This is a genomic window from Flavobacterium sp. B167r, from assembly GCF_056824315.1.
The window spans coordinates 209,544-234,085 of the sequence record NZ_CP124859.1 but is presented as its reverse complement, the minus strand read 5'-3'; the positions used below and the strand labels follow the sequence as shown (position 1 = coordinate 234,085).

The following is a 24,542-nucleotide window of genomic DNA, read 5'->3' as shown; positions in this document are numbered from 1 at the left end:
TATTTTATAATTATTAGGTGAATACAAAATCTTATTTTTTTCAGTCTTTTGCAATCGTGGCCTTAGCGTTGGTTGCTTTTATTGGGTTTAAGCAAATCCTTCCAGACAAAATATTTTCGGAGAGTAAGTTAGATTCTAAAAATATATTAATAGACAGCTTGCTGTTAGAATCTGTTGCTGAAGACTCTTTATCGTTAGATAAAGACAGTATCGCAAAAAGCGAGCAAGCGCTAAGCGGGCAGAAAATTGTTTTTGATCAAACGGAAGGAATCGAGTTTCCTGCTGAAACATTTGAAAACTACAAAGGATATCAATACCTGATTTCTTTTTATGAGAAATTGTATCAGTTAGAGAAAAATCCGGAGAATAAAGTGAGAATCGCTTATTATGGAGATTCTATGACCGATGGAGATTTAATCGTTCAGGACGTTCGTACTAATTATCAGGAACGTTTTGGAGGAAACGGCGTTGGTTTTGTTTCTATTACTTCAGAATCTGCTGCTTCGAGAGGTTCTGTAAAATCAAAGTATTCTAAAAACTGGAAAACGCAATCTTATTTAAATGTAAAAAGACCAATAAGTCCTTTTGGAGTTAATGGACACGTGTTTTTTGCAAACGATAAATCCAATTCAACTTGGGTTCAGTATGAGGCTGGCCTTAACAAATATTCTACTTCTTTAGATAATGCAACCTTATTTTATGGGCGTTCATCTAAGACAGGAAAAGTTAATTTTATTATAGGAAAAGATACGATTAAGAAAATTCTTTCTCCTAATAATTTAGTAAATACACTTAAAGTTTCATCAGGAAGTCTAAAAGCCTTCAAAGCAAACTTCGTTCAAGCAGATTCTATTCCGATTTACGGATTTAATTTTGACAACGGAGCAGGAGTTCATGTAGATAACTTCTCTCAAAGAGGAAACTCTGGACTTCCAATTTCGATGTTTAATGCAGATGTAATGAGAGCTTTCAATACCAGTTTGAAATACGATTTAATTATTTTGCATTACGGAACAAACGTATTAAATTACGGAACCAAAAATTATTCTTGGTATGAAAAAGGAATGACGAAAACCGTAAATAAAATAAAAGAATCTTTCCCGGGAGTTTCAATATTAATTGTTTCAACTGCTGATAAATCGACAAAATATAATTTGGAAATGAAAACCGATTCTGCCGTAGTCCCTTTGATGAAGGCTCAAAAACACTATGCGCTGGAAGCTCAGGCTGGATTTGTCAATTTATATACTTTGATGGGGGGAGATGGTTCTATGATCAAATGGGTTGATGAGGCTCCGGCAAAAGCGAATAAAGATTATACTCACTTTAACCAACGTGGGGCAAAAGCAATTGGTAATTTGCTATACGGACAATTAAATAAAGGGTACGAAGAATATAAAGTGCTCAGAGAAAAAAGAGATGCTGAAGGAACAAAGCCAAAACCAGTAAGTAAAGCCAGACCTGATTCCGTTTCAGTAACAAAAGACAGTGTATGATAAACAAACTTATTTTTTTCTTTTGTTGTGTTTTTTTTGCAACAAATGAAATAACTCCCAAAACAGACGTACATCCAACACCAAAAAGTATGATTCAAAAAGCAGATACAGCAATTGATGCTCCTTCTGATGATCAAATTTATAATGCAAAAGCGTTAAGCGATTTTTTTCAGAAGCTGGAAAAAAACGAGGATAAGAAGAATCAGAAACTCAATATTGTGCATATTGGAGATTCGCATATTCAAGGTGATTTGATGACCAATGAAATCAGAAAAAAACTGCAGCAGAAATTTGGTAATGCAGGACGCGGTTTAGTATTTCCGTACCAATTGGCGAAAACAAACGGTTCTTATAACGAGCGTTTTAAATCGAACAGAACTTGGGAAAGTTATAGAAATATTCACCCAGTTAAGAATTGTCCGATTGGGTTAAGCGGAATTGGACTTTGGAGAGATTCTGGCGGATTTGTAATGGAAATGAATGTAAAAGATCTAGCTTACAAATTCAATACAATAAAAATAATTACGCCACAGAATCAGGATATGTTTGATTTGGCAATTTCGTCTAAAATCAATTCTATTCAAACAACTGAGCCAAAAGTAATCACACACAAGATTAAAAAAGGTGAAGTACTTGGAAGCATTGCGGACAAATACAATGTTTCGGTTGCAGAAATTAGAAGAATAAATCATTTAAAGTCTAATAATATTCGTGCAGGAAGAACGTTAAAAATTGCCACAAAGGAGACAAGAGAAAAGACTATTTCGATGTCTGAATTTGTTCCTCTAACAATAGAATCAGATTCTTATTCGCATTATTACAATTCAGAAAATGCCTTGAGCCGAATTTTCTTGATTCCGAACAAAGAAGCAAAAGATTATGAGCTAAACGGAATTGTTTTAGAGAAAAATACTCCAGGAGTTATTTACAGCGGAATAGGAGTTAACGGAGCTAAATATTCAGATTTTAATAAATATCCGTTATTCTTTGAACAATTAAAATCATTGCATCCAGATTTGCTGATTTTTTCGTTAGGAACAAATGAAAGCTACGATCACTTAGATCCAGAGAAATATATTCGCGAGTTAAAAGAATTTATTAGCAATATAAGAGCACAAAAGATAGATGCGCCAATCATTGTAATGACACCGCCGCCATCTTTGCTAAGAAGAAAGCCAAATACTTATATTGATGATTATGCAAGACAAATTATCAATATAGCTCAAAAAGAAGATATTGCCGTTTGGGATTTATACGATGAGTTTGGCGGAATGAGCGGAATCAAACAATTAAAAGTACAAGGATTAATTGGACCAGACTGGGTTCATTATTCAAAAAAAGGATACGAGAAACAGGGAGATTTGTTTACTCAGGCGTTTTTAAGATCATACGATAATTTTAAATCAAAGAAATAAGTTGACAACAATAGAGAGCATTAATAATTGGTTTATTCAAAACTTTGGTGCAATTACGATAGAACAAGTTAAAAGTTGGTTTGTTTACAATCCCGACGAAAAACTTTTATTCAATACCGGTTTATTCTTAGGTTTATTTCTGGTTTTCTATTTTGTGTATGGTTTTTTACGCAAAACATTTTATTTGAGATTAACGTATGTTATTCTCTTCTCACTTTTCTTTTATTATAAGTCAAGCGGAATTTACTTTCTGTTGCTATTACTTTCGTCTGTTGTAGATTATGGTTTGAGCCAGATTATTTACAGAGAAAGTAGAGATGGCGTTAAGAAATTATATTTGGTTATTAGTGTGATTTTGAACTTGGCACTTTTGGGCTATTTTAAATACATGAACTTTTTGATTGTAACGTACAATGATATGTTTCATGGTGAATTTGCACTTCATAATGTTTTTCTTCCTGTCGGAATTTCATTCTATACTTTTCAGTCAATGAGTTATATTATTGAGATTTACAGAGAAGAAATTAAGCCTACGAAAAATTATATCGAATATTTATTCTTCGTTTCATTTTTCCCGCAATTAGTTGCTGGGCCAATTGTACGTGCCAAGGATTTCTTGCCTCAGATTTATCAAAAATTAAACTTGACAAAACAAGATGTAAACAACGCTTTGTTTCTAATTATTGGAGGTTTAATTAAGAAGACCGTAATCTCAAATTACATATCAGTAAACTTCGTTGATCGTGTTTTTGATACACCTTTGAGCTATACTTCATTCGAAAATTTAATGGCTTCTTACGGATATGCCATTCAGATTTACTGCGATTTCTCAGGTTATTCAGACATGGCAATTGGTATTGCATTATTGCTTGGATTTAAATTGCCAGTCAATTTTAGAACTCCATACAAATCAACTTCTATTACTGATTTCTGGAGAAGATGGCATATTTCGCTTTCGACTTGGTTAAAAGACTTTTTGTACATTTCGATTGGAGGAAACCGTCAAGGTTCTTTCGCAGGATATTTATTTCCAAGTTTATTCTTCTTCGGATTGTTACTTTGGGGAATGTCATGTTATAATGAAAGTATAATTCCGCTTATCATTGCAGGAATCAGTATTTTGATTTTTGCTTTGTCATTTTTACTTTCAAGCAAGGTAAAACAAACTTTAGTAACCAATTTCAACTTGTTTACCACGATGCTTTTAGGAGGTTTGTGGCACGGAGCTGGAGCACAGTTTATTGTTTGGGGAGCGCTTCACGGATTAGCTTTGGCTGTTCATAAAATATTCATGGAATTTTTTCCTTCGAAGAAAGACAAAAGCCCGAATTTCTTGTGGAGATTTTTCTCAATCGTAATCACATTCCATTTTGTGGTTTTCTGTTGGATTTTCTTCCGAGCAAGAGATTTTGCAACAGCTTTACAAGTGATTAATAATATTGGTCAATTAACATTCGAACCAGAACTTTGGAAAACAATTATTCTTGGTTATAAAAATGTTTTCGGATTAATGTTATTCGGTTACGTTTGGCATTTCTTACCAGAATCATTCACAAACGGAATGAAATCGGTTTTCGACAAAACCCCTTTATTGATAAAAGCAATAATCTTAGGATTCGTTTACTGGATTGTTTACGCAACAGCTGTGGCAGGTTCACAGCCGTTTATATACTTCCAATTCTAAAAAAGATTCAAAGAGACATAGTTACAAAGGCGCAGAGTTTTTTTTCTTGCGCCTTTTTTTGTTTATAGCCATAGATTAAAGGATTAAAAAGATTAAAAAGATTTTTGTTTCACGCAGATCTTGCAGATTTAGGCAGATTTAATTTTTAGATTTTAAATAATAATCTGTGCAAATCTGCTTAAATCTTTTTTAAATCTGCGTGAAAAACTTCGTAGTCTTATGAGTAAAAAATCTTTGCGGACTTTGCTTAAACCTTTGCGAACTTTGCGGTTAAATGGACTTAAATAAAAATTGCCTGAAATATCTAATTAGATTATCTTTGCACTTCAAATAAAGAAAATGATATGTTTGATAATTTAAGTGATAAGTTAGATAAAGCGTTCCATATATTAAAAGGACACGGTAAAATTACAGAAGTAAACGTTGCCGATACTTTAAAAGAAGTTCGTCGTGCGTTACTTGATGCCGATGTTAACTTTAAAATTGCTAAAGATTTTACTGCAAGAGTAAAAGACAAAGCAATTGGTCAGGATGTATTGACAACATTACAGCCAGGACAATTATTGGTTAAGTTGGTAAAAGACGAGCTTACCGAATTAATGGGTGGAGACGTTGCTGGTGTTAACCTTTCTGGAAATCCAACAGTTATTTTGATGTCAGGACTTCAAGGTTCTGGTAAAACAACTTTCTCAGGAAAATTAGCAAACTTCTTAAAAACAAAGAAAAATAAGAAACCACTTCTTGTAGCGTGTGATATCTACCGTCCTGCGGCGATTAATCAGTTGCATGTAGTTGGAGATCAAATAGGTGTTGAGGTTTACTCAGAGCCAGAAAATAAAAATCCTGTAGAAATTGCTCAAAACGCAATTAAACATGCAAAAGCAAACGGATTCAATGTTGTTATCGTCGATACAGCAGGACGTTTAGCAGTAGATCAGGAAATGATGGATGAAATTGCTCGCGTACACAAAGCAATTCAACCACAAGAAACATTGTTCGTTGTCGACTCTATGACAGGACAAGATGCTGTAAACACAGCAAAAGCTTTCAACGATATCTTGAATTTTGATGGAGTTATTTTAACGAAATTAGATGGTGATACTCGTGGTGGAGCTGCACTTTCGATCAAATCGATTGTAAATAAGCCAATAAAATTTGTTGGTACTGGAGAGAAAATGGAAGCAATTGATGTTTTCTATCCAGAACGTATGGCTGAGCGTATCTTAGGAATGGGAGACGTTGTGTCTCTTGTTGAAAGAGCGCAAGAACAATTTGACGAAGAAGAAGCTAGAAAACTTCAAAAGAAAATCGCTAAAAACGAATTCGGTTTTGACGACTTCTTAACGCAGATTCAGCAAGTGAAAAAAATGGGTAATATGAAAGACTTGGTTGGAATGATACCAGGTGCTTCAAAAGCCATGAAAGATGTAGAAATCGAAGATGACGCTTTCAAACATATCGAAGCAATCATTCATTCGATGACACCAGGAGAAAGAAGCAAACCAGCCATTATCGACGTAAAAAGAAAAGCCAGAATCGCAAAAGGTTCGGGAACTAAAGTCGAGCAAGTAAATCAGCTGATGAAGCAGTTTGACCAAATGAGCAAAATGATGAAGATGATGCAAGGGCCAGGCGGAAAAAATCTGATGAAAATGATGGGTGGTATGAAAGGAATGCCAGGCGGAATGCCGGGAATGCCAAAATAATAAAATTAAAAGTTTCAAGTTTAAGGTTTCAAGTTATGAAATCAAAATTTGAAACTTTTTTAATTAAATATATATTAAGTTTCGTTTTCAACTTGGAACATGAAACCTGAAACAAAATAAATTTAAATCTGAAACAAAACAACACAACACAATGCAACTACTAGACGGTAAAAAAACATCTAACGACATTAAAAATGAAATTGCAGCAGAAGTTCAATCTATAAAAGCAGCTGGAGGAAAAGTGCCTCATTTAGCAGCAGTTTTAGTTGGAAATAATGGGGCAAGTTTAACTTACGTAGGAAGTAAAGTAAAATCATGCCAAGAAATTGGTTTCGATTCAACTTTAGTTGCTTTGCCAGAAACTATTTCAGAAGACGAGCTTTTAGCAAAAATTGCAGAATTAAACGAAGATGATAACCTTGACGGATACATCGTTCAGTTGCCTTTGCCAAAACATATTGATGAGCAAAAAATCTTATTAGCAATCGATCCTGATAAAGATGTTGATGGATTCCACCCAACCAACTTTGGTAGAATGGCTCTTGAGATGGAAAGTTTTATTCCAGCAACACCATTCGGAATTATGGAATTGCTAGAGCGTTACAAAGTAGAAACTGCAGGAAAACATACAGTAGTAATTGGAAGAAGCCATATCGTAGGACGTCCAATGAGTATCTTAATGAGCCGTAAAGGAAATCCTGGAGACTCAACAGTAACATTGACTCACAGCCGTACGAAAGACTTAGCAGAATTCACTAAAAATGCTGATATCATTATTACAGCTTTAGGCGTTCCAGAATTTTTAAAAGCAGATATGGTAAAAGAAGGAGTAACTGTTATTGACGTTGGAATCACACGTGTAGATGATGCATCAAACCCAAAAGGTTATGTAATTAAAGGTGACGTTGATTTTGACGGAGTAAGCAAAAAAGCATCATTTATTACGCCAGTTCCAGGAGGAGTAGGGCCAATGACAATTGCAATGTTGCTTAAAAATACACTTTTAGCAAGAAAAATGAGAAGCGCAAGAAATCAGTAATATTGCGTCGAAATATTTAAAAAGCCTGTTCAATTGAGCGGGCTTTTTTATTTGTATTTCTTAAAGAAAATACCTAAATAACGTAGTTTTAATATATAATTAATAGTTTAAAGTTTTGGTTCTTAAAAATAAAGGATACTTTTGCACCACTTAAAAAACACACTTCTCCAAATGGACGATTATTATCATTCGTTAGTATTAAATTAAGCAGCTTTTGAAATTTCAAAACGCTGCGATAAAATCCTGTATTTTGAAATGAAAGCCTTTTACACAAACAACAACGGATTAATTGAAATCCCAAAATGGACTTCTAATTGCTGGATTCACATCGAATCTCCAACAGAAACAGAAAAAAAGTATTTACTAGAAGAACTTCAGATTCCTGAAGCATTTTACAATGATATTGAGGATATCGACGAAAGACCTCGTATCGAAATCGAAGATGGTTGGACGCTTATTATCATGCGTATTCCCATAAAAAGTGGCGATGTCAAAATTCCTTTTCACACCGTGCCTCTCGGAGTCATTTTTAAAGATGATATCTGCGTAACCATCAGTTTTTACAAAACAGAAATCATTGCCGATTTTGTATCGTATTCACAACGCAAAAACATCGAAATCGAAGATAATTTCAATTTAGTATTGAGATTGCTGCTGTCTTCAAGCGTTTGGTACTTAAAATACTTGAAACAAATCAACCAGAAAATAAAATTGGCCGAAGATAATTTAGAGAAATCTATCAAAAATGAAGAACTTCAAGCACTGCTTCAAATCGAAAAATGTTTTGTATTCTTCATTACTTCCTTAAAAGCAAATGACGTTTTATTCCAAAGAATTAAAAACCTAAAAGCATACAAAGAGACTTACGATCCAGAATTATTAGAAGATGTCGAAATCGAATTGAATCAGGCACAGGATACAGCCAATATTTACAACAACATCCTAACCGGAATGATGGACGCGTACGCCTCTGTAATCTCAAATAATATGAACAATATTATGAAGCAGATGACCTCAATTTCCATCATTTTAATGATCCCGACATTAATCGCCAGTTTGTACGGAATGAACGTCCCAAACGGCCTAGAAGAAAGCAAATACGGAATCTGGATTCTCCTTTTAATTTCTATAATTCTATCCTCTTTCGGCGTATTTTTATTCAAACGCAGAAGATGGTTCTAAAATATCAAGCAAAAGCCTATTCGTTAAGAATGGGCTTTTTCGTTTTATTATTATTTGGGCGTGACCGTATTTGCAAAAGGCGCTACCAATCTTTCCGCTTATGTGCGCCTTTCGCAAATACGGTCGGGCTATCCGCGCTACTTCGGTAGCCAGCTTCTATCCCTCACGCTTACAAAAACTGCGAAACTTTCCTGCAAGGTTTTCAAAACCTTGTAGGTATACTTTCAGCCAAAATAAATTATTTTTTTAAACCCGACTAAATATCAGGTATACAGGGTTTTATGAATATTTCAGGATTCTAAATCATTACATTAAATATTTTTTCATTTTTTTATTTGCCAATTCAAAATAAATAATAACTTTGTACCGCAAAGTACTTTAATTATGAATCAAAAGCATCAAGAAGATTTAGCACATATTCGTTCCATGATGGAGCGCTCTTCAAGATTTATATCGTTAAGCGGACTTTCAGGAGTTTTCGCTGGTCTTTCGGCTTTAATTGGCGGAATCTATGTTTACCAGCTTTTCAAAGCAAACGGTATTGATTATCTAAATGATGGACATAGGTTATATTCGACCAATCTAGTTTCAGAATTATTCTGGATCGGAATTACAATTATGGTTTTTGCATTAGTATTTGGTACTTTTTTTACGGTCAGAAAAAGCCGAAAATACAATCTGCCAATTTGGACTTCAGCAACAAAAAAAATGCTGTTCAATTTAGCAGTGCCGCTTGTAGCTGGCGGAATATTTTGTTTGGCTTTAATGTATCACGGACACTTTGGTATGGTAGCGCCAGCAACATTAATTTTTTACGGACTTGCAGTTATAAATGCTGAAAAATATACATTTTCTGATATAAAATATCTAGGTTTCTCGGAACTTATTTTAGGATGTATTGCACTTTTTAATATAGGGTATGGTTTGATTTTCTGGATCATAGGATTCGGAATTCTACACATCGTATACGGATTAGTGATGTTCAAAAAATACAAATAACCCAATGGGAATTATTGATAAACTAAATAAAGATTTTGAAAGCCGTGTCAGATTGGGTATTATGTCCATTCTGATGGTTAACGACTGGGTAGATTTTACCGAGATGAAAACGCTTTTGAATATCACCGATGGAAATTTGGCAAGTCATTCTTCTGCGCTTGAAAAAGCAGGTTACATAGAAGTTAAGAAAGAATTTGTGGGCAAGAAACCAAAAACCTCTTATCAGGTAACCGATTTAGGGCGTGCGGCTTTTAAAGAACACCTATCCTACCTTGAAAAATTAATGAAATCATAATAACACTATTTTTTTATCCACAAACTTTGAATTACAAAGTACTTTTAAATTTAAAACAATGAAAAAACATCAAATTATTTTAGCTTGTACAGCAGTTTTTTTACTGCTTTTTTACAATGAATCTGTCGGAATCAATATTTCTATTTTCGGCGTAGTGCTTACGCTCTTGATTAGTTATTTCTTTCAGGAAAAGTTTGTTGGCAGATTGCATTTGGTTCTCGTAATGACCTCTATTTTGTCTTGCTTTGCCTTTGCATGGTATGGCGATGCCGCATCATTCTTTGCTTTAGCTTTATCAATTCTATTTTTACAATTTAAAACACAAGATGGAGAACTCAAAGTAATTCAGGTCTTTCCTTTAATAATTTTAAACGGATTTACTTCTGTAGGCAGAATATTTATGTTTCATCAATGGCTTCCAGAACGCAAAATCCATAATGATTTTGCTAAAAAGCTAATTGCCTTTGTTCTTATTCCGATTATCTTTCTCGGATTGTTTTTTATCGTTTACTCTTTCGGGAGCAATCATTTCTCTTCATTATTTACAGATTATGAATTAGACATTAATTTGCCGCAATTAATCGGAATCAGTATTTTAGGATTTTATATTTCTTTTAGTTTTTGGAATTATTGGGTTCCAGACTACTGTTATGAGTGTAACCAGAAATTAAACAATGATTTTACCAATATTGCTGAAGTGAAAAATCAAAGTACTTTTTCATTTTTAGATTTGGATTTCGAAAGAAAAAGCGGTGTAATCACTTTGTTTCTTTTGAATGTTATGCTTTTGGTTTTTATCGGAACTTATAATTATGAGCAGTTTTTTGAAGTAGTAGAAAAAGCAAATCTAAGTTCAGATACGCACGAACGTGTAAACGCTGTAATCTTTTCAATATTGATGGCAGTCGGAGTAATTATGTTTTACTTTAAAGGAGGTTTTAATTTTGATAAAAAAGCTTCTTCTTTAAAAACGCTGGCTAAAATTTGGCTTGGGTTAAATGTAGTTTTAATTATTAGCGCCATCATTAAAAACTCAGAATACGTTTCTTTTTATGGTTTGACATATAAAAGGCTAGGGGTGTATGCTTTTTTAATTTTAGCTATAATCGGATTGGTGGTTTCGTTTCAAAAAATAAGAAAGCAGAAAACAAACGCTTTTCTTTTTAATCAAATGATTTGGTATTTCTACGGAACAATTATTCTATGCAGTTATGTAAACTGGGGCGGATTGATTACGGATTATAATATTTCTGTGAATAAAGGAGTAGAGCCAGTTTTCTTAAGCGGATTAAATTTTAACGATGAAGCTCGAAGAGCATATTTCAAAAAGAATAATTTAGACGGAAAAAATGCAGAATCTGTTAGAGAAGAAATGATTTCAAATTATCAAGATGCGGGCTTTTTATCTAAAGCTTTATATTATGAGTTTTTGGATAAATATTAATAAAAAAATCCCATTCAAACGAATGGGATTTTTTTCTATTTATTATCTCCTCTTTTTTTAAATCTCGGATCGTGTTGTGATATGAAGTTTTTTCTTCTAGTTGGAGTCGCAGCAGAAGTCGAATTTTCAACTTTAGGGAAACTCGCTTCTTCAGTTTTACTTGAAGGCTCGATTAACTGATTTAATTCTTTTATTTCGTCATCAGTTAAATCGCGATATCTTCCAACAGGAACATCCAATGAAATATTGATAATTCGGATACGTTTTAGCGCCGTAACTTCATAGCCTAAATATTCAGCCATTCGTCTAATTTGGCGATTCAATCCTTGTGTTAAGATGATCTTAAATGTAAATCTACTGATTTGCTCTACTTTACATTTCTTCGTCACAGTGTCTAAAATTGGAACACCATTTCCCATTCTCTGAATGAAACGTTCTGTAATTGGTTTGTTTACTGTAACGGTATATTCTTTTTCGTGATTGTTTCTCGCGCGAAGAATTTTATTTACAATATCACCGTCATTAGTCATAAAAATTAATCCTTCACTGGCTTTGTCCAATCTTCCGATTGGGAAAATTCGTTTTGGATAATTGATATAATCAACAATATTGTTTTGAACTTCAAGATTGGTAGTACATTCAATTCCGACCGGTTTGTTGAATGCCAGATATATCAATTTCTCGTTTTTTTCGACGATTAATTTTCCGTCAATTCGCACTTCATCATTTGGCGAAACTTTAGTTCCCATTTCTGGGACTGCACCATTTATCGTTACGCGTCCTTCTTCAATAAGTTTATCGGCTTCACGACGAGAACAATATCCCGTTTCGCCAATAAATTTATTAAGACGTTTTAAATTTTCTTCCATAATGCAAAAGTAGCTAAAATTTAGGACTTCTTAGATTGTTAGACTTCTTAGAATTTTAGTTTGCTATGGCATTCAAAAAAAATTAGAATCTTAACATCTTTTATTTATGATGAAAATCAATACTATCTTCAGGAGTTTCTTTTCTTTCAAACATGCCATAATCCCGAACTACAGTTGCAATTCGTAAATGATAATCTTTAAAAACTTCATTTCTTCCTTTTGCCTGAGCATGACGATGCATTTCTAGATTGCGCCATTGCTGAATACTTTCTTCATCTCTCCAAAAAGACAAAGACAAAATTTTCCCAGAATCACTTAAACTCTGAAAACGTTCGATAGAAATAAATCCATCAATATGACTTAATTCAGGCTTTAGACTTGCAGCGATATCTAGATATTCTTCTTTTTTTCCTTCGTTTGGAATGACTTCAAAAATTACGGCTATCATTTTTTAAGTTATGAATTATGAGTTATGAATTATAAGTGAAGCAAAAAACTTTGTTCCTTTGAGTCTTTGTCACTTTGTCTCTTTAGAAAAAAGAAACTCAATCACTTTATCATATAAATTGTCATCGTGCATTCCGTGGCCTAAACCTGAAGTTTCAATAAACTGGCTGTTTTTCCAATTGCTGGCTATTTTTTGCCCTTCGGCGAAAGCCACAATTTTATCTGAAGTGTCGTGAGCAATAAATCCTGGAATGTTAAAGTCGGAGGCAAATTTCTGTCCTGAAAAATCTTCCAGTTTAAAATTGAATCGATCCAGAAATTTGCTTTCTAAAAGTGAAAACATTTTGGTGTTTAAACTCAGCATCGAAACGTAATTGTCAATCAAGGTTTTTAATTCAGAAGGGGCTCCTAAAATCACCATTTTATTGATGCTCGTATTCGGAAATAAATGTTGATGATAAACGCAGGCCGCTCCACCAATTGAATGTCCGATAATAATTTCTGGCTGATATTTTTCTACTGCTTTATTGATAAACTCAGCGTACAACGGAACATTGAATTCTTTTCCGCTACTTTGCCCGTGTGCAGGTGCATCAAGTGCGATAATGGTACTTCCGGATTTTTGAAGATGGGGCAAGGTTTTTTTCCAGCGTGAAGAATTGCTTTCCCAACCGTGGACTAATAAAATTTTAGTTTCATTTCCTTTCCAAATATAAGTTTGAAAATGATGTTCGTTATGATGAAAAACTTCTGTTTCTGTATTTTTTAAAACTTTAGGAAGTTTTTCTTTTTGAAATCTGCCAATTCTGGGCTGGCTGAAAAGCGCATAAGAAAGTTCAACAGCTTTTTGAGGACGTACATAACTTAAAATATTAATGTAAGAACCAACAGATTTTAGTGTAATAAAACGGATGCCTTTTTTAATTCCCAAAACTTAATTTTTTTTCTAAAGGTAGAAAAAGGTCTGCCACGAATTACACGAATAAGCACGAATTTTTTAACCCATTGTTATAGATAAAAAAAAATTAGTGAGAATTAGTGTAATTCGTGGAAAAAAAACAGCAAAAAAAAAGTCCCGATTAAATCGGGACTTGATATTTAGAATTTTGTGAACAATTGTTCCATTTTTTCTTTTTCTTCTTCAGCTAATTGCGAATCAACTAAGATTCTTCCAGAGTGCTCATCAGTGATGATTTTCTTTCTTGAAGCAATTTCAACCTGAGTTTGAGGCGGAATTGTAAAGAAAGATCCAGCAGAAGCTCCTCTTTCGATAGAAACTACAGCTAATCCGTTACGAACACTGCTTCTGATTCTGTTGTAAGCTGCCAATAATCTATCTTCGATTTGAGCAGAAAATTCAGCAGATTTTTCAGTTAAGAAAGTTTCTTCTTTCTGAGTTTCAGCCATGATAGCGTCTAATTCAGATTTTTTATGTTTTAAATGAGAGCTTTTAGCGTCAAGTTTTTCTTTTAAATTAGAAATAACTTCTTTTTTATGCTCGATAGAAGCTTTCATTTCTTTGATTTGCTTTTCAGCCAATTGAATTTCTAATTCTTGAAATTCAACTTCTTTAGTCAAAGAATTAAATTCTCTGTTGTTACGTACTGATTCTTGTTGTTTTGTGTATTTCTTGATCACTTCTTTGTGCTCATCAATAGCATTTTTCTTCGCTTTGATTTGCTCCTCAATTACTTCAAGTTCACTCTTCAGTTTCTCTGAACGTGTGCTTAAGCCCGCAACTTCATCTTCCAAATCTTCAACTTCTAGAGGAAGTTCACCTCTAACGTTTCTGATTTCGTCAATTCTAGAGTCAATAAGCTGTAAATCGTATATTGCTCTTAACTTGTCCTCAACACTTAATTCTTTCGTATTCGTCATATTCTATAAGTACTTAACTGGATTTGTATTTTCTTCCGATAAAATGATTGCAAAATTAAGAATTTTTTTTCGAAGATAATCAACAATATAATTTTTTGTATAGCGTTCACTCTCAAAATGACCAATATCTGCCAAAAGAAGCTTATTTTCAGCCTCATAAAACTGGTGATACTTCAAATCTGCAGTCAAAAAAGCATCTGCTCCAGCCTGAATTGCATTTTTTATGGCAAAACTTCCTGAACCTCCCAAAACGGCAACTTTCTTGATCTTCTTTGCTAAAAAAGCAGAATGGCGAATTCCGTCGGCAATCATTTTTTCTTTTACAGAAATAAGAAAATCTTTTTCATCCATTTCAGTTTCCAGTTCGCCAATCATTCCTAAACCAATATTTTGATGCGAATTATTTAAATCGTAAATTTCATAAGCGACTTCTTCATAAATATGATTCGCAAAAAGAGCTTTCAAAATTCTAGATTGTAAGTGTTTTTCAAAAACTACTTCAATCTTGATTTCTTCGCCTGTATGCAGTTTTCCTTTTTCTCCAATTACTGGATTGCTGTCTTCATTTCCTTGAAAAGTAAAAAATCCCTGCGAGTTGAAACTGCAATTGTCATAATTTCCAATCGTTCCTGCGCCAGCTTCAAACATTGCATTTCGAACTTTATCTGCATTATCTGGAACAGTAAAAGTGACTAATTTTTGAATGAAATTTTGTTTTTGAATCAAAACTTTGGTGTTTGTTAAGCCTAAAGCATCGCAGAAAATTTTATTTACGCCTTGCGAATGATTGTCAAGTGCGGTATGAACGGCATAAATAGCAATGTCATTTTTGATTGCTTTTAAAATCGCACGTTCAACATAATTTTTTCCTGTGATTTTTTTAATTCCAGAAAACAATATCGGGTGAAAACAAACCACAAGATTGCAGTTTTTAGAAACGGCTTCGTCAATTACACTTTCTAAAGCATCATGACAAACTAAAACTCCAGAAGATTCGGTTTCGGCATCTCCGACTAAAAGTCCGACATTGTCAAAATCTTCGGCGTAAGCCAAAGGAGCCATTTCTTCGAGAACCGATATAATATTTTTGATTTTCATTTTTTTGTTTTGTTTCAAGTTTTAGGTTTCAGGCTTCAAGTTCTTTGACTTGTGCCAAAACTTAAAACAAAATAACGAAAAAAATTATACTTTCGTAGAATGAACTTACTTCGAAAATTACTTTTCCCTTTCGCCATTTTATACGGATTCATTACTTCAATCCGTAATTTTCTTTTTGATAAAGGCGTTTTAAAATCGACTTCATTTGATCTTCCGGTTATTGCAGTTGGAAATCTTAGCGTGGGCGGAACTGGAAAAACACCTCAAATAGAATATTTAATTCGTTTATTATCGGATAATTATAAAGTTGCGACTTTAAGCCGTGGCTACAAAAGAAAGTCTGAAGGTTTTGTTTTGGCTGATGAAAATTCGAATGCTGAAATTTTAGGAGACGAACCATTTCAGTTCTATCAAAAATTTCCAAATGTGATGGTTGCCGTTGATGCCAATCGTACAAACGGAATTCAGCAATTGCTTTCTCAAAACGAAAAACCTGAAATTGTTTTGCTTGACGATGCGTATCAGCACCGAAAAGTAAAAGCTGGTTTTTATATTTTGCTGACTTCTTATGGGGATTTGTATGCAGATGATTTTATGCTTCCAACGGGAAATTTACGCGAAAGCAGGAGCGGAGCTGAAAGAGCAAATATTGTGGTTGTTACAAAATGTCCTAAAATTTTAACCGAAGAAGAACAAGTTAAAATTAAATCGAAACTGAACTTAAAAGCGACACAGCAAGTCTTTTTTACTTTTATAGATTATGATTTGGTTATTTATGGTAAAAACGAAGAAATTGCGGTAAGCGAAATCAAATCGGAATCTAAATTGCTTTTGGCTGGAATTGCAAAACCGAAACCATTTTTTGATTACTTGAAAAATGAAAATGACGAATGTCTGACTTTTCCAGATCATCATCATTTTTCTGATTCAGATTTAGATGCAATTCGAAATAAAGCAAACGGAAGAAAAATAATTACAACCGAAAAAGATTATGTGCGTTTAAAAGACTCAGAGTTAGTAGATCAATTGTATTATCTTCCAATAAAAAGTTCTTTCATCAGCCATCAGCAAAACTTCGATGCAACGATTTTAGAGTATATAGAAAAAACTTAGAATCTCAGTATCTCAGAATCTCAGTATCTTAGAAATTAATCAAAAAACTTAGCAATAGTCGTGTAGAAATCGTCTGGAACAAAAGGTTTTGTAATCACGTCGTCCATTCCGAAAGAAATAAGCATATCTCGGTTTTCGTCAAGCGAAATAGCTGTTAAAGCAATAATTGGAGTCGCTTTGTCAAACTCGCGAATCAATTTAGTAGCAGTAGTTCCGTTGATGCCAGGAAGATGAACATCCATCAAAATCATATCGAAGCGTTTGACTTTTAAAAGCTCGACAGCATCTTCTCCATTGTCAACAATTTCGCAAGTAATGTTTTTGTTTTCCAACATTTTGCGAGTGATCATTTGATTGATTTTGTTGTCCTCAATCAATAAAATAGATTTGTTTTTCAATTGTTTATCGTTATAAGGTTTTACTTCTTCAATTGCTTCCAATGGTTCGTTGTTGATTTTAAAATTTAGTTTAAAGGTAAACGTAGAACCTTTGCCCACTTCACTCTTTAATTTTATTTCACCTCCTAAAAGTTCGATTAGTTTTTTTACAATGGTAAGTCCAAGGCCTGTTCCTCCGTATTTTCTATTTACTTCGATAGAGCCTTGAGAAAAGCTTTCAAAAACAGACTGAAGTTTGTCTTCTGGAATTCCGATTCCAGTGTCGACAATTTCGAAATAAACGATGGCATCTTCCTCTTCTTGAGAATACAATTTTGCAATAACATTTACATTTCCGTTTTGGGTAAACTTTAAGGCATTATTGATTAAATTAAGGATGATCTGGGATAATTTTGTGGGATCTCCGATCAAATTATCAGGAATCGCTTTGTCTATTTCTAAGTTAAAGTAATTCTTGTTGGCGGTTGCCAATTCTTTTAATGAACTTTGGATATTAAAAAGCAATTCTTTCAAATTAAAGCTGATATTTTCAACTTCAACTTTAGTCGAATCAATTTTATTAATTTCTAAAATTTCATTGATGAAAGTAGTTAAATAGTTTCCAGAGAATTTTAAAGATTCTAAGTACTTTAATTGTTTTTTCTTTGGTTTGTCTTCAAGAAGAATGTGGGTAATTCCGTTAATGGCATTCAACGGTGTCCGGAGTTCGTGACTTACTGTAGATAAAAATTCAGATCTTGCTTTTGAAGCTTTTTCTGCTTTATTTTTAGCTAAAATCAACTCTTTGTTTTTTTCGCGAAGCAATAAATTATTCTGATTTCTTATGATGTTGTTTTTGTACAATGCCAAACTCAAAAGAGATAAAATCGAAATTAAAGCAATTGCTAAAATGCTAACCAGCTTAGAATAACGATAGGTTTTGAGTTGAAATTTTTCTTCGCTTTCTTTTTTAATAGTATTATTTAAAGATTGATTTTTTTTGAATTTTGCGAATTCGTCCAAATCAATTTTGGCATTTTTTAATTTTAAAATATAATTTTCCAGCTGATAATGTTCGTTTAAATAGGAATATGCCAGATCATAATTTTTATTTTGTTTGTAATACTGGCTTATCGCTAAAACGATTTTAGATTTCTTCGGAAAATCATTGATTTTGTCGTTGTAATCTAATGCTTTGTCAAAATATATAATAGCCGAATCATTTCTTTTAAGCTGAGTTTCTATTAATCCAAGCTGATAGTACGTGTCAACTTTAGTTTTTATAAGAGCGTTATTATCTGGCTTTTTTGTGATTGCTTTAAAAGTTTTTACCGCCGATTTAAGATCATTATTGGTTTTATATGCTAAAGCTTTCTGATAATCTAATACTTCAGCATTGTCATTTATATTCAGCTCTTTTATTAAATCTTTGGCTTTTGTATAATAAACAGTTGCAGTTTTGTAGTCGCCTTTTGCCGTATTAGTTACACCAATATAATGCAATGCCAAGACTTCTGTGCAACTTGGTTTTAAGGTGTCAAATAAAGAAACTGTTTTGTGGAAATTTTTTAAAGCGTCTTCAAATCTTCTCTGATTATAATATATTTTACCAAGCTTAAAAGTCTGATTGGCTAAGTTCTCTTTTTTGCCATTTTCTTCACAAAAATTAATCGACTTTTCTGTGTAGTAAATCGCCTGATCGAACTTTTTATTGTTAAGGTTAGAATTGGCAAGCTTGTTATAATAGGTCACGCTATCCGTATTCTTTACTTGAGAATACAAAAACGAGTTAAAAAAACAAACAACAATAAAAAGATAGTATTTCATGTATGCTACTGCTGTTACAATGAATCTTATTTTTTTCTTATAAGTAAAATTAAATCGATCAATCTTGATGAATAGCCAATTTCGTTATCGTACCAGCCCACTACTTTTACCATTTTATCGATAACAGAAGTTAGCTGAGCATCAAATAAACACGAATGTGTGTTGCCAATTACATCAACCGAGACAATCGGATCTTCGGTATAATCTAATATTCCTTTTAAATTTGTTTTTGAGGCTTGTTGGAATGCTTTATTTATTTCTTCAATGCTAACAGCACGTTTTACATTGAAGGTTATGTCTGTTAATGAACCGTCTGGAACTGGTACTCTAATGCCACAACCTCCCACTTTATTGTGCAATTTAGGAAAAATTTTCGTTAATGCCTTAGCTGCACCTGTAGTTGTTGGAACAATTGACTGACTAGCACCTCTCGCACGGCGTAAATCCTTATGTGGCTGGTCATGAAGACTTTGGTCTGTCGTGAAAGAATGTATGGTTGTTATGTACGCTTGCTCGATTCCGCATAATTCTTCGATAATTTTAATCATCGGAGCAGCGTTATTTGTCGTACAGCTTGCATTAGAAACTATATCTTCATTTCCTTCCAAAATATGTTCGTTTACACCAAGAACAACCGTTTTTATAGTGTCAACTTCTGAAGGAGCCGAAAGAATTACCTTTTTTGCTCCAGCTTCAAGATGCGCATTTAATTCTTCATGCGTTTTATACTTGCCTGTCGATTCGATTACTATATCAATCGAATGCGATTTCCAATCTATGTTTGAAATGTTTTTTTCGTGAAAAAAGAAAAAATGCCTTCCGTCTACAATAATACTATTTTCGTCATGACTTACTTGAGCAGGCAAAACTCCATGAATACTGTCATATTTTATTAAATGTGACATGGTTTTATTGTCTGCAATGTCATTTATAGCAACGACTTCGATTTCAGGGTGATTTAAAAGCAATCGGAATAAATTTCTTCCAATTCTTCCAAATCCATTAATGGCAATTCTTGTTTTCAACTTTTAGTTTATTTGTTTAACTGTTTAATCGTTTAATCGGTTTTACAATTAAACGATTAAACGGTTAAACCTTTTTTATAAAATATGTTTTTGTGCTTTATATGAAGAACGAACAAGAGGTCCGCTTTCTACATGTCTGAAACCTAACTCAAGACCAAATTGTTCGTATCTGGCAAATTGTTCAGGCGTAATGAATTCTTTTACAGGAAGATGTTTTTTACTTGGCTGTAAATATTGCCCAATAGTAACCACATCAACATTTGCATTTCTCAAATCGGTCATCGTTTGGAAAACCTCTTCTTCAGTTTCTCCAAGACCAAGCATAATTCCAGATTTGGTTCTGTTAATTCCTTTTTCTTTTAAATAACGAAGCACTTCTAAACTTCTGTCATATTTAGCTTGAATACGAACTTCGCGAGTTAAACGGCGTACCGTTTCCATGTTATGAGAAACAACTTCAGGATTTGCTTCTACAATACGATCAAGGTTTCTTTCAATTCCTTGAAAATCTGGGATCAAAGTTTCAAGAGTAGTTTGAGGATTCATTCTTCTGATAGCTCTCACGGTTTCCATCCAAATGATAGAACCACCATCTTTAATATCGTCTCTGTCAACGCTAGTGATTACGGCATGCTTGATATTCATGATCTTAATAGAACGAGCCACTTTTTCAGGTTCATCCCAATCTACAGTTTCTGGTCTTCCAGTTTTTACACCGCAGAAACCGCAAGAACGAGTGCAAACGTTTCCTAAAATCATAAAAGTTGCCGTTCCTTCACCCCAGCATTCTCCCATATTTGGGCAGCTTCCAGAAGTACATATTGTATTTAAACTATATTTATCAACTAAACCTCTAAGTTCAGTATATTTTTGTCCGATAGGTAATTTTACTTTTAACCACTTTGGTTTTGTGGCAGGTACATTTTCAATGACTGTTTCCATATATCAAAATTCAAAGTACAAAGATACGGAATGTAGTTCATTTAGAGGCGTTAATTTGCTTTTCGTTTAGTTTGCCTTTCTGCTGTTATTTGTGATAATTAAGTTCAAGTGTTAATACTTTAATTTCTGAAAGGGCTTTTGCAATGCCTTTTTATTTCTTGCTTAAGATTTTCGTAATAAACTTCATTTTTTTTAAAATTTTATATCCGTCTTATTCTGTTACAAATTTGACTTAATCGACCATCTCTAAAATTAAATGTATAGTATTTTTACTGTTAATTTAATTGTTTAAAAATGAAAAAGAGATTTATAACGTTAGGGATTTTACTGACGGCTTTTGGTTTTACCGAAATGAATGCGCAAATATTGTCAGACAAATCTATTGGGGCAGTGAGTAAAGGTATTTCAGGATTTACTTTCAGTGATGCCGATGCAGTTGCTTTGGCTAAGCAGTCAATAGAAGAATTAGACGCAAATAATCCTGTTGCTAAGCCTACGGATGGATATGCAATTCGTTTGAATCGTGTATTTAGTAAACACGCTTCGAGCGAAGGAGTTACATTGAATTATAAAGTTTACTTAGTAAAAGATATTAATGCTTTTGCATGTGCTGACGGAAGTGTTCGTGTATTCGCGGGCTTAATGGATGTAATGGATGACAATCAGTTGCTTGCTGTGATTGGACATGAAATTGGGCACGTTGCAAATCATGATACCAGAGATGCAATAAAAGCGGCTTATAAAAAAGAAGCTTTGTTAGATGCGGCATCATCGCAATCAGGAAAAATTGAGACTCTTACAAGTTCTCAATTGGGAAAATTAGGAAGCGCTATGATAGATAGCAAACACAGTAGAAAACAAGAATCAGAGGCAGATTCATTTTCTTATGATTTTATGAAAAAAAATGGCTATGATGTCAATGCTGTAGAGTCGGCTTTCAGAATCCTTCAAAAGTTAAGCGAAGGAACAGAGTCTTCTTTTATGACTAAAATGGTGAGCTCACATCCAGATTCTGGAAAAAGAGCAGACGACGCGAAGAAAAAAGCAACAAAAGATGGTTTGTATAATGCTTATGTACAACAGAAAATAGACAATACTGCGCCAGTTAAAGCAAAAACAGTTGCGAAAAAAACAACAGCAAAAAAGAAATAATTTTTGCATATAAATTAAAACCGGGAAGTTCTTTAGAATTTGCCGGTTTTTTTGTTTTAGGCCTTTTATGAATAATAGTCTAGAGATCTTTATTAATCGTTTTAAATTTATATCTTTATTTGTTGAAAAAACAATCTTTGTGTAAAATAATAAAGCATTTTGTTGTGCTAAATTTGTTGTCAAATTGTAATAAATTAAAACATGAAAAAGAAATTACTAGTTTTTGGAATTTTATTTGCCACATTAGGTTTTACTAAAATGAATGCGCAAATAAATTTGGGAGATAAAGCCATTGGAGCACTTCAAAAAGGTGTCACAAGTTTTACTTTAAGTAACGCTGATGCTGCAGCTTTGTCAAAAGAAGCAGTACGCAAATTAGATTCAGCTAATGTAATAGCAGGGCCAACTGATGGCTACGCTTTGAGATTAAACAGAGTTTTTGGAAAACATACTTCTGGAGAAGGTTTTACATTAAATTATAAAGTTTATAAATTAAAAGAGGTGAATGCATTTGCAACAGCCGATGGAAGCGTACGTGTATATTCTGGTTTAATGGATATTATGGATGACAATGAATTATTAGCGGTTATTGGTCACGAAATTGGTCACGTAGCAAATAATGATTCGAGAGACGCAATGCGTGCAGCATATCAAAAAGAAGCGCTAATGGATGGCGCGTCTTCACAATCGGCAAAGATTTCAGCTGTTACAGATAGTCAGTTAGGGAAAATTGGAAGCGCCATTATTGATAGCAAATACAGTCGCAAGCAAGAAACAGAAGCGGATTTGTTTTCGTATGATTTTTTGAAAAAAAATGGCTACAATGTAAATGCTGAAGAATCTGCTTTTAGAATTTTGGCAAAAATGAGTGAAGGAGCAGAAGCTTCATTTATTGATCAGATGATGAGTTCACATCCTGACTCAAAGAAAAGAGCAGATGATGCTAAGATAAGAGCGGAAAAAGATGGTGTTTACAAACCATATGTACAGCAGAAAATTGTAAATACAGTTCCCGTAACTACAACTAAAAAGACAACTACAAAGAAAGCAACTACGACAAAAAAGAAATAAAAGTTGCTTCTGATAAATGATAAACCCCGACAAATTTTTATTGTCGGGGTTATTTTTTTATCCTAATACATGAAAAGCAAGAATTTTTTGCACTTCATAAACGTTAACCGATTTGTTGAATTGTTTTACAATGCTTGGCTGCAATTCGCTTGAAATCCAGATTTTTAATTCGGCATCAAGATCAAAAGCTCCTGCAGTTTCTACGCTGAATCTTGTGATGTTTTTGTAAGCAATAGATTTGTATTCTGTTTTGCTTCCTGTAATTCCTTGAACATCAACCAAGATTAGTCTTTTGTTGGTAAAAATGAAAGTATCGCGAATAAGTTTAAAACCCATTTCAATTTCCTCGTTTGCCGTCAAAAGCTGTCCGTACTTCTTAATTAAATCTTCCTGACTTACAGAACCTGCATTGCCAAGAATAGCTGAAAATATTCCCATTATTTTATTTTTAATTAGTTAGAATGAATTCCATTTTGGAGTAGTAAATGTAGTGGATTTTTAAATGACTATAAACAAAAAAGCAGAACCTAAGTTCTGCTTTTTACTTTTCAAAATATTTATATTATTCGACTTCTGTTTTTATTGTTATTGGAAGATTGTATGCAGTTCGAACTGCTTGCCCGTTAAGAATCCCTGGAGCCCATTTTGTTTTTAATGATTTTAAAACTCTAATTGCTTCTTTGCCCATTCCGTAACCTGGATCATTTTTTACCATAATGTCTGTAAGCGATCCGTCTTTTTCAACTACAAAAGATATATACACTCTTAATGTTTTTTCTGCATCAAGTTCTGGTCTGCGGAAATTGTTTCCAACATATTTATAAAACTGCCCGATTCCACCTGGGTATTCAGGTTGTTTGTCCAAAATTGCAGAAGAAACAGGTCCTTCAATTTTAGGGGTTACAGAAGCAACATCACCATTTCCTCCGCCTCCCGTTGTAGGCATTGGATTAACTGCAGTTCCATTTCCATTTGCATTGTCTACCGTTGGTATATTTTCCGTGTTTGGAGCAATTTTGTCAACTGCTTCTTCTGGTTTTGCCGCCACTGGATTAATTAATTGAGTTGCGTCTGTTGATTTTGCAGCACTTTGCTCAACTACTGGTGCGGGTGGAGCTGGTGGTGGAGGCACAACAATTGGGTCAACGTGTACAATCGTTGGTTCGTAAATTTGAGGTTCTGGCTCAACTTCAACTGGTGAAGTTGTAATTTTGCTAATAAGTACCGGTGCACTTCCTAAAGCCGTTATTAACAATAAACCCATAAAGAGAGCTGTAACAGAGTTTTTGGAGTTCTCTTGGCGTAACTGATACGCGCCATATTCTTTGTTTTTGTTCTCGAAAACAAGATCGGTCCACTTGTTTTCATAAATGCTTAATTTAGACATAATTTTTGGGTTTTAAGGTTAAGTAACTTTAAATCATACGCATAAAGGTTTAGGTTTTAGCTAACAACGTGAAAGTTGTAGTTTTAATGTTGTGAA

At 33.6% G+C, this 24,542-nt stretch carries 22 protein-coding genes; 12 read left to right on the top strand and 10 right to left on the bottom strand.

Going from position 1 to position 24,542, the window contains the following annotated elements; all coding sequences use genetic code 11:
* Window positions 1-17: 17 nt before the first annotated feature.
* From QLQ96_RS01130 to QLQ96_RS01090, 9 genes are all read left to right on the top strand, one after another.
* Complete coding sequence (locus QLQ96_RS01130) at window positions 18-1,496, top strand: SGNH/GDSL hydrolase family protein (protein ID WP_482493984.1); 1,479 nt, start codon at window positions 18-20, stop codon at window positions 1,494-1,496.
* Window positions 1,497-1,585: 89 nt separating this feature from the next.
* On the top strand, window positions 1,586-2,911 hold the full coding sequence (locus tag QLQ96_RS01125) for a GDSL-type esterase/lipase family protein (protein ID WP_482493982.1): 1,326 nt from the start codon (window positions 1,586-1,588) through the stop codon (window positions 2,909-2,911).
* 1 nt (window position 2,912) lies between these two features.
* Window positions 2,913-4,595, top strand: a complete 1,683-nt coding sequence (locus QLQ96_RS01120; protein WP_482493981.1) for an MBOAT family O-acyltransferase — start codon at window positions 2,913-2,915, stop codon at window positions 4,593-4,595.
* Between the two features lie 344 nt (window positions 4,596-4,939).
* Window positions 4,940-6,301, top strand: coding sequence for a signal recognition particle protein (gene ffh, locus QLQ96_RS01115; RefSeq protein WP_482493979.1), 1,362 nt, complete (start codon window positions 4,940-4,942; stop codon window positions 6,299-6,301).
* A 151-nt stretch (window positions 6,302-6,452) separates the two neighbouring features.
* Window positions 6,453-7,340, top strand: coding sequence for a bifunctional 5,10-methylenetetrahydrofolate dehydrogenase/5,10-methenyltetrahydrofolate cyclohydrolase (locus tag QLQ96_RS01110; RefSeq protein WP_482493977.1), 888 nt, complete (start codon window positions 6,453-6,455; stop codon window positions 7,338-7,340).
* Window positions 7,341-7,595: 255 nt separating this feature from the next.
* Window positions 7,596-8,522 (top strand): magnesium transporter CorA family protein, encoded by a 927-nt coding sequence (locus QLQ96_RS01105; RefSeq protein WP_482493975.1) that lies wholly within the window; start codon window positions 7,596-7,598, stop codon window positions 8,520-8,522.
* Window positions 8,523-8,906: 384 nt separating this feature from the next.
* Window positions 8,907-9,521 (top strand): hypothetical protein, encoded by a 615-nt coding sequence (locus QLQ96_RS01100; RefSeq protein WP_482493973.1) that lies wholly within the window; start codon window positions 8,907-8,909, stop codon window positions 9,519-9,521.
* A 4-nt stretch (window positions 9,522-9,525) separates the two neighbouring features.
* Window positions 9,526-9,816 (top strand): winged helix-turn-helix domain-containing protein, encoded by a 291-nt coding sequence (locus QLQ96_RS01095; protein ID WP_281231962.1) that lies wholly within the window; start codon window positions 9,526-9,528, stop codon window positions 9,814-9,816.
* A gap of 58 nt (window positions 9,817-9,874) precedes the next feature.
* The gene (locus QLQ96_RS01090; RefSeq protein ID WP_482493971.1) at window positions 9,875-11,260 is read left to right on the top strand and encodes a DUF4153 domain-containing protein; all 1,386 of its coding nucleotides are present in this window, start codon (window positions 9,875-9,877) and stop codon (window positions 11,258-11,260) included.
* A 35-nt stretch (window positions 11,261-11,295) separates the two neighbouring features.
* Here QLQ96_RS01090 and rluF read toward each other — a convergent pair whose 3' ends face one another.
* The 5 genes from rluF to QLQ96_RS01065 form a co-directional block, all read right to left on the bottom strand.
* A complete protein-coding gene (gene rluF / locus QLQ96_RS01085; RefSeq protein ID WP_482493969.1) occupies window positions 11,296-12,129 on the bottom strand; it encodes a 23S rRNA pseudouridine(2604) synthase RluF in 834 nt (277 codons plus the stop codon).
* Between the two features lie 100 nt (window positions 12,130-12,229).
* Window positions 12,230-12,577, bottom strand: a complete 348-nt coding sequence (locus QLQ96_RS01080) for an antibiotic biosynthesis monooxygenase family protein (RefSeq protein WP_482493967.1) — start codon at window positions 12,575-12,577, stop codon at window positions 12,230-12,232.
* A gap of 69 nt (window positions 12,578-12,646) precedes the next feature.
* Window positions 12,647-13,507, bottom strand: coding sequence for an alpha/beta fold hydrolase (locus tag QLQ96_RS01075; protein WP_482493965.1), 861 nt, complete (start codon window positions 13,505-13,507; stop codon window positions 12,647-12,649).
* 167 nt (window positions 13,508-13,674) lie between these two features.
* On the bottom strand, window positions 13,675-14,454 hold the full coding sequence (locus QLQ96_RS01070; RefSeq protein ID WP_482493964.1) for a zinc ribbon domain-containing protein: 780 nt from the start codon (window positions 14,452-14,454) through the stop codon (window positions 13,675-13,677).
* A 3-nt stretch (window positions 14,455-14,457) separates the two neighbouring features.
* The gene (locus QLQ96_RS01065) at window positions 14,458-15,552 is read right to left on the bottom strand and encodes a Nif3-like dinuclear metal center hexameric protein (RefSeq protein WP_482493962.1); all 1,095 of its coding nucleotides are present in this window, start codon (window positions 15,550-15,552) and stop codon (window positions 14,458-14,460) included.
* Between the two features lie 99 nt (window positions 15,553-15,651).
* On the opposite strand from QLQ96_RS01065, the gene lpxK reads away from it, so the two are divergent.
* Window positions 15,652-16,665, top strand: a complete 1,014-nt coding sequence (gene lpxK / locus QLQ96_RS01060) for a tetraacyldisaccharide 4'-kinase (RefSeq protein WP_482493960.1) — start codon at window positions 15,652-15,654, stop codon at window positions 16,663-16,665.
* Between the two features lie 35 nt (window positions 16,666-16,700).
* Here the strand turns inward: lpxK and QLQ96_RS01055 are convergent, their stop codons facing one another.
* The 3 genes from QLQ96_RS01055 to lipA all read right to left on the bottom strand — a co-directional run bounded on the left by QLQ96_RS01055 (window position 16,701) and on the right by lipA (window position 20,836).
* Entirely contained in the window at window positions 16,701-18,869 is a 2,169-nt protein-coding gene (locus QLQ96_RS01055) for a tetratricopeptide repeat-containing hybrid sensor histidine kinase/response regulator (RefSeq protein WP_482493958.1), read from the bottom strand.
* A 26-nt stretch (window positions 18,870-18,895) separates the two neighbouring features.
* Window positions 18,896-19,894 (bottom strand): type I glyceraldehyde-3-phosphate dehydrogenase, encoded by a 999-nt coding sequence (gap, locus tag QLQ96_RS01050; protein ID WP_482493957.1) that lies wholly within the window; start codon window positions 19,892-19,894, stop codon window positions 18,896-18,898.
* Window positions 19,895-19,969: 75 nt separating this feature from the next.
* Window positions 19,970-20,836, bottom strand: coding sequence for a lipoyl synthase (lipA, locus tag QLQ96_RS01045; RefSeq protein ID WP_379693048.1), 867 nt, complete (start codon window positions 20,834-20,836; stop codon window positions 19,970-19,972).
* A 294-nt stretch (window positions 20,837-21,130) separates the two neighbouring features.
* On the opposite strand from lipA, the gene QLQ96_RS01040 reads away from it, so the two are divergent.
* Window positions 21,131-21,988: a M48 family metalloprotease gene (locus QLQ96_RS01040; RefSeq protein ID WP_482493956.1), complete on the top strand. Its 858-nt coding sequence runs from the start codon at window positions 21,131-21,133 to the stop codon at window positions 21,986-21,988.
* Window positions 21,989-22,189: 201 nt separating this feature from the next.
* Entirely contained in the window at window positions 22,190-23,059 is an 870-nt protein-coding gene (locus tag QLQ96_RS01035) for a M48 family metalloprotease (RefSeq protein WP_482493954.1), read from the top strand.
* Window positions 23,060-23,116: 57 nt separating this feature from the next.
* Here the strand turns inward: QLQ96_RS01035 and QLQ96_RS01030 are convergent, their stop codons facing one another.
* Entirely contained in the window at window positions 23,117-23,497 is a 381-nt protein-coding gene (locus tag QLQ96_RS01030) for a PH domain-containing protein (protein WP_482493952.1), read from the bottom strand.
* 124 nt (window positions 23,498-23,621) lie between these two features.
* Complete coding sequence (locus tag QLQ96_RS01025) at window positions 23,622-24,446, bottom strand: energy transducer TonB (protein ID WP_482493951.1); 825 nt, start codon at window positions 24,444-24,446, stop codon at window positions 23,622-23,624.
* Window positions 24,447-24,542: the final 96 nt, after the last annotated feature.

What these genes read in the sequence shown, in the direction of transcription:
- QLQ96_RS01110 (WP_482493977.1), top strand. Translation starts at nt 6,453, where the DNA reads ATGCAACTACTAGACGGTAAAAAAACATCTAACGACATTAAAAATGAA.
- QLQ96_RS01125 (WP_482493982.1), top strand. Translation starts at nt 1,586, where the DNA reads ATGATTCAAAAAGCAGATACAGCAATTGATGCTCCTTCTGATGATCAA.
- rluF (WP_482493969.1), bottom strand. Translation starts at nt 12,129, where the DNA reads ATGGAAGAAAATTTAAAACGTCTTAATAAATTTATTGGCGAAACGGGA.
- QLQ96_RS01095 (WP_281231962.1), top strand. Translation starts at nt 9,526, where the DNA reads ATGGGAATTATTGATAAACTAAATAAAGATTTTGAAAGCCGTGTCAGA.
- QLQ96_RS01100 (WP_482493973.1), top strand. Translation starts at nt 8,907, where the DNA reads ATGAATCAAAAGCATCAAGAAGATTTAGCACATATTCGTTCCATGATG.
- QLQ96_RS01035 (WP_482493954.1), top strand. Translation starts at nt 22,190, where the DNA reads ATGAAAAAGAAATTACTAGTTTTTGGAATTTTATTTGCCACATTAGGT.
- QLQ96_RS01065 (WP_482493962.1), bottom strand. Translation starts at nt 15,552, where the DNA reads ATGAAAATCAAAAATATTATATCGGTTCTCGAAGAAATGGCTCCTTTG.
- QLQ96_RS01090 (WP_482493971.1), top strand. Translation starts at nt 9,875, where the DNA reads ATGAAAAAACATCAAATTATTTTAGCTTGTACAGCAGTTTTTTTACTG.
- QLQ96_RS01105 (WP_482493975.1), top strand. Translation starts at nt 7,596, where the DNA reads ATGAAAGCCTTTTACACAAACAACAACGGATTAATTGAAATCCCAAAA.
- QLQ96_RS01025 (WP_482493951.1), bottom strand. Translation starts at nt 24,446, where the DNA reads ATGTCTAAATTAAGCATTTATGAAAACAAGTGGACCGATCTTGTTTTC.
- QLQ96_RS01080 (WP_482493967.1), bottom strand. Translation starts at nt 12,577, where the DNA reads ATGATAGCCGTAATTTTTGAAGTCATTCCAAACGAAGGAAAAAAAGAA.
- lipA (WP_379693048.1), bottom strand. Translation starts at nt 20,836, where the DNA reads ATGGAAACAGTCATTGAAAATGTACCTGCCACAAAACCAAAGTGGTTA.
- QLQ96_RS01040 (WP_482493956.1), top strand. Translation starts at nt 21,131, where the DNA reads ATGAAAAAGAGATTTATAACGTTAGGGATTTTACTGACGGCTTTTGGT.
- QLQ96_RS01030 (WP_482493952.1), bottom strand. Translation starts at nt 23,497, where the DNA reads ATGGGAATATTTTCAGCTATTCTTGGCAATGCAGGTTCTGTAAGTCAG.
- QLQ96_RS01070 (WP_482493964.1), bottom strand. Translation starts at nt 14,454, where the DNA reads ATGACGAATACGAAAGAATTAAGTGTTGAGGACAAGTTAAGAGCAATA.
- ffh (WP_482493979.1), top strand. Translation starts at nt 4,940, where the DNA reads ATGTTTGATAATTTAAGTGATAAGTTAGATAAAGCGTTCCATATATTA.
- lpxK (WP_482493960.1), top strand. Translation starts at nt 15,652, where the DNA reads ATGAACTTACTTCGAAAATTACTTTTCCCTTTCGCCATTTTATACGGA.
- QLQ96_RS01055 (WP_482493958.1), bottom strand. Translation starts at nt 18,869, where the DNA reads ATGAAATACTATCTTTTTATTGTTGTTTGTTTTTTTAACTCGTTTTTG.